Origin of the sequence: Promicromonospora kroppenstedtii DSM 19349, from assembly GCF_000515355.1 — a bacterium.
GTDB classification, from domain to species: Bacteria; Actinomycetota; Actinomycetes; order Actinomycetales; family Cellulomonadaceae; genus Promicromonospora; species Promicromonospora kroppenstedtii.
This window is the reverse complement of the sequence record NZ_KI911577.1, coordinates 2,035-6,193: the sequence shown is the minus strand read 5'-3', so window position 1 is coordinate 6,193 and position 4,159 is coordinate 2,035. Positions and strand designations below refer to the sequence as shown.

Below are 4,159 nucleotides of genomic sequence, written 5' to 3'. Positions count from 1 at the left end.
ATCTTCAAGGGCTTCGAGAAGCAGTTCGAGCCGGAGTTCCTCTTCCTGGAGGAGACCGTCTGGTCCGAGACCCACGGCTACGCCGGCAGTTTCGACTTCATCGCGAAGGTCCCCGACCCCGACACGGGCGAGCGGATGACCACCATCGGTGACTGGAAAACAACGCGCTCCGGCGTGCACGCCGAGGTCGCGCTCCAGGAGACGGCGTACAAGAACGCCGACTACATCATCCTCCCGGACGGCACGAAGGCCGACATCCCGCACCTCGACGCGGGCATCGTCGTGCACGCCCGCCCCGAGGGCGGTCAGGTGGTCCCTGCGCGGATCGACGACAGCCTCTTCGAGATCTTCCTCGCACTCCGGCAGATCTGGGAGTGGGACCGGGAGACGTCGAAGAGTGTCCTCGGCAACGGCGTCGCGATCGAGTCGATCGTCGAGGAGACCGGCCGCCGGGGTGGTCGCCGATGAGCGACCTCACCTTCCGATCTGGTGAGGCAGTCCAGGTAGAGCGGGACTTCCTCCCGTGGCCCGGGGAGGACGTCCGCGTCGCGTTCTTCGTGCCGGACGCTGACGACCTCGACCTCTTCCTCTCGCCCGACGAGGCCGACAACTTCGCCGCACTGCTCACCGAAAAGGCCGCCGAGGTGCGGCAGATCAACAAGGAGGCCAACCGTGCCTGAGATCTCCCGCGAAGACGCCATCTGGCTTGCCGGCCTCCTCGAAGGGGAGGGGACTTTCGACCTCCACCGCAAGAAGTACCCGCGCGTCCGCGTCGGCATGTCCGACCGCGACGTCGTCGGTCGCGCCGCCACCCTCACTGGGCGCCCAGGTCCGGCTGTCGCTGAAGCCGTACCCCAACGCGGCCATGTTCCACGCGGAGGTATCCGGGACGAAGGCCGTAGCGGTCATGGAGGCAGTGCTCCAGCACATGGGCGCCCGTCGCTCCGCCAAGATCGCCACGGTCCTCGGCTGGGCGCGGCTCGCCACGGACGCTTCCGGCGCCCCGGGCCCGAAGATCTCGCGGCCCCCGGCCACGCCCATGCCGGCCTGACCCACCACGCAAGGGCCCTCCCGCAACTCGTGTGAGCCGCACCCGGCCCCCAGGCCGATTCCTACTCCGACACCGCGCAAGCCAACAGGCGCCGCGCCCACCTTCCACAGAAGGACGAGAACCCACATGGCACTGAAGATCTTCGGCGACGAGACCGGCGAGAACGCCCCAAGAAGAAGTCGAGCTTCTCGGACGACGTCGTCGGCCGCTTCCGCTCCGGCTACGTCGAGAACGACCGCCCAGTCGCGCTGAGCGACTGGCGCGTCACGACCGGGGACCCCGAGGTCGCCGACAAGCTCGTCGCCCTGCTGGGCGCCCCGAAGGGCGTCGAGGAGTGGGAGACCAAGGGCGAGGACGGCCTGGAGGTCTTCACCGAGGCGACCGAGGTCGAGATCATCCTCGACGGCTCCAAGGCCCTCCGTCAGGACATGGTTCTCTACGGCCGGAAGGGGATCATCCGCGTCTCCGACGGCGAGACGATCACCTACCCGGACGAGGACAAGGGCCAGCCCGACCCGCAGGCCGGTCAGTCCTTCAAGGAGCGCAAGGCTGAGGCGAAGAAGGGCGTCGGCGCCGAGCCGCGCATTCAGCTCTGGTTCCGCCTGGCGGACGAGCCCGACCTCGGGATCTTCAAGTTCCAGTCGGGCTCCTGGTCGCTGGTCTCGGACCTCTCCTACCACGAGGTCGAGGAGGAGCTCGCCGACCTGAGCGAGGACGGCTCCAAGGTGCGCGCCACGCTCGCCCTGGAGGAGGTCTCCTTCGTCGCGAAGAACGGCGAACGCGCCGGCGAGACGGTCCGCTACACCAAGCCGACGCTGACCCTCCACGGCAAGGCCTGATCCACCCCGCCGCCTAGCGGCACCGCCCCTCGAAGGCCCCCGTCAGTCCACCCGGACCGCCGGGGGCCTTCGTCGTATCCACGCAAGGAGCCTTGCATGACTCACGACCTGCCGGCGATGCGCCGGTTCAAGAACCGCCTCCTCGACGCCGAGTCGAACCCGCTCGCGATGTGGCTCTCGACCGAGCTCGCGCCGGCCTTCGGCAAGGGCGAGGAGTGGGATCCGTTCGTGACCCTCGTCAGCGCCGTCGAGGCCGAGGGCAGCGCGCTCATCGACGCCGTGAAGTGCCCGGACGGCCTCCCGCACGGGGTCGCCTTCCCGTCTGACGCCTCGGGCTCCATCCGCGACGTCTTCAGCGAGCCCTGCCCGTCGTGCGGGGCGGCTACGTGACCAACCCCAACGCCCGCAAGGGGCTCCCTGTTCGAGCGCCAGGTCCGCGATTACCTCGTCGAGGCCGGCATCTTCGCCTACCGCCCGCGCCAGGAGGGGCACAAGGACGTCGGCGATATCCACTCTCCGCCGTTTGTCCTCCAGGCCAAGAACTACCGCGACATCCTCACCGGCATCCGCGAGGGCGTCGAGGGCGTGCGCGTCCAGAAGGGCCACGCCCGCATGCCCTTCGGCGTCGCCGTGGTCAAGCGCCCGCGGAAGCCGATCGAGGACGCCTACGTCGTGATGCGCCTGGGCGACTTCCCGCAACTCGTGCGAGCCGTGACGACCCCTCAGGCCGATTCCGTCCTCGACACCGACTGACCCCGACCTGAAGGAGGTAGCCGCGTGACGGCCACCGACGCACGACCTAAGATCCTCGACCTCTACAGCGCCGGCGGTGGCGCCGCGATGGGCTACCACCGAGCCGGGTTCGACGTCTACGGCGTCGAGCTCGACCAGGACCGCGCGGACCACTACCCGTTCCCGGTCCGCTCGACCCAGCGCGCTCGACATCCTCCGCCGCCTCGATCGCGGCGAGCACGTCTGGTTCGAGGACCGCAACGCGCCTGGCGCCCCGTCGAGTTCCTCCGGCGCTCCGACTTTGCGGCGATCCACGCCTCGCCGCCGTGCCAGGCGAACACCGCCCTCACCAAGGGCAACCGGGCCCGCGGCTGGAAGGACGATCACGTCGACCTGATCCCAGAGACGCGCGAGCTCCTCGACGCCGTCGGCCTGCCGTACGTGATCGAGAACGTCCAGGGCGCAACCATGCGCCGGGATCTGACCCTGTGCGGCGAGACGTTCGGGCTCGGCGTGATCCGGCACCGCTACTTCGAGCTTGGCCGCTGGTCGACCGAAGCGCCCGAGCACGCCCCGCACCGCGGCCGTGTCGCGGGGCTACCGGCACGGCCAGTGGTACGAGGGCCCTTACTTCGCCGTCTACGGCAACGGTGGCGGCAAGGGCAGCGTCGAGCAGTGGCAGACCGCTATGGGCATCGACTGGCTCGACGACCGCGTACTCCTCGCCGAAGCCAATCCCCCCTCGCCTACACCGAGTTCGTCGGTGCCCGACTCCTGAAGGCGGTGACCGCGTGACCAAGACCCTCGCCGACCTCATCTCCAAGTTCGACGACGTCGAGCACACCGACGACGGCGTCCTCGTCCACTGCCCGGCGCACTCCGACTCCGCCAGTCCGCTCCGGCTGACCGTGGCCGACAAGGGCAAGGTCCTCGTGCGCTGCCGCGCCGGCTGCCCGACACCGAAGGTGGTCGAGGCCCTCGGGCTGACGATGCGCGACCTCGCGACGATGAAGCCCGGCGACGTCGACTTCACGCCGGCGACGAGCACCGACGCCCCGGCGAGCGTCGAGGACGTGGCGCGGCTGGCGGTCGACCTCGACCACTGGTCGGCCATGCTCCGACGTGGCCCGGAGGAGGGCAGCGCGGCTGCACTGGAGGCGCTGGGGTATGCGACCCGTCGCTTCGGCATCGGCGAGGACGACGCCTACCGCCTCGGCCTGGGCTACGCCGACGACCTCCCGGGCGGGGCCCGCCTCGTCGTCCCGTTCAACGACAAGGACGGCGTCCCGCGCGGCTACCAGGCTCGGGCACTTGCCAAGGACGCCCAGGTCCGGTGGCTCGGCCCGAAGTCCCCGAGGGGGCGAGCTGGGCCAAGGTCGCTTGGTTCGAGGGCGCCTCGGATTGGGACGAGGTACTCGTCTGCGAAGGTCCCGGGGATGCGCTGACCGGCGTCGCCCTGGGGCTACGACACGGTCGGCAGTCCGGGGCGCCGGCCTCGCGACGAACCCCGTCGCCGTCGAGGCCGTGGCCGAGATGA

At 69.9% G+C, this 4,159-nt stretch carries 6 protein-coding genes and 2 pseudogenes; all 8 read left to right on the top strand.

Annotated elements, in window-relative coordinates:
• Positions 1-468: pseudogene (locus PROKR_RS01540) on the top strand (hypothetical protein); the annotation flags it as partial.
• A complete protein-coding gene (locus PROKR_RS01535) occupies positions 465-680 on the top strand; it encodes a hypothetical protein (protein WP_036959106.1) in 216 nt (71 codons plus the stop codon). The pseudogene PROKR_RS01540 and the gene PROKR_RS01535, both read left to right, overlap by 4 nt.
• Positions 681-865: 185 nt before the next feature.
• Positions 866-1,051: a hypothetical protein gene (locus PROKR_RS32110; RefSeq protein WP_157601802.1), complete on the top strand. Its 186-nt coding sequence runs from the start codon at positions 866-868 to the stop codon at positions 1,049-1,051.
• A 212-nt stretch (positions 1,052-1,263) separates the two neighbouring features.
• Positions 1,264-1,890 (top strand): annotated as a pseudogene (locus PROKR_RS31255) (recombination directionality factor); the annotation flags it as partial.
• A gap of 96 nt (positions 1,891-1,986) precedes the next feature.
• A complete protein-coding gene (locus tag PROKR_RS01520) occupies positions 1,987-2,280 on the top strand; it encodes a hypothetical protein (protein WP_036959103.1) in 294 nt (97 codons plus the stop codon).
• A gap of 195 nt (positions 2,281-2,475) precedes the next feature.
• Positions 2,476-2,643, top strand: a complete 168-nt coding sequence (locus PROKR_RS32105) for a hypothetical protein (protein ID WP_157601801.1) — start codon at positions 2,476-2,478, stop codon at positions 2,641-2,643.
• A 24-nt stretch (positions 2,644-2,667) separates the two neighbouring features.
• Entirely contained in the window at positions 2,668-3,417 is a 750-nt protein-coding gene (locus tag PROKR_RS01515; RefSeq protein WP_211239989.1) for a DNA cytosine methyltransferase, read from the top strand.
• Positions 3,414-4,067: a hypothetical protein gene (locus tag PROKR_RS30370; RefSeq protein ID WP_051432583.1), complete on the top strand. Its 654-nt coding sequence runs from the start codon at positions 3,414-3,416 to the stop codon at positions 4,065-4,067. The genes PROKR_RS01515 and PROKR_RS30370 overlap by 4 nt, the downstream gene beginning before the upstream one ends.
• Positions 4,068-4,159 lie beyond the last annotated feature (92 nt).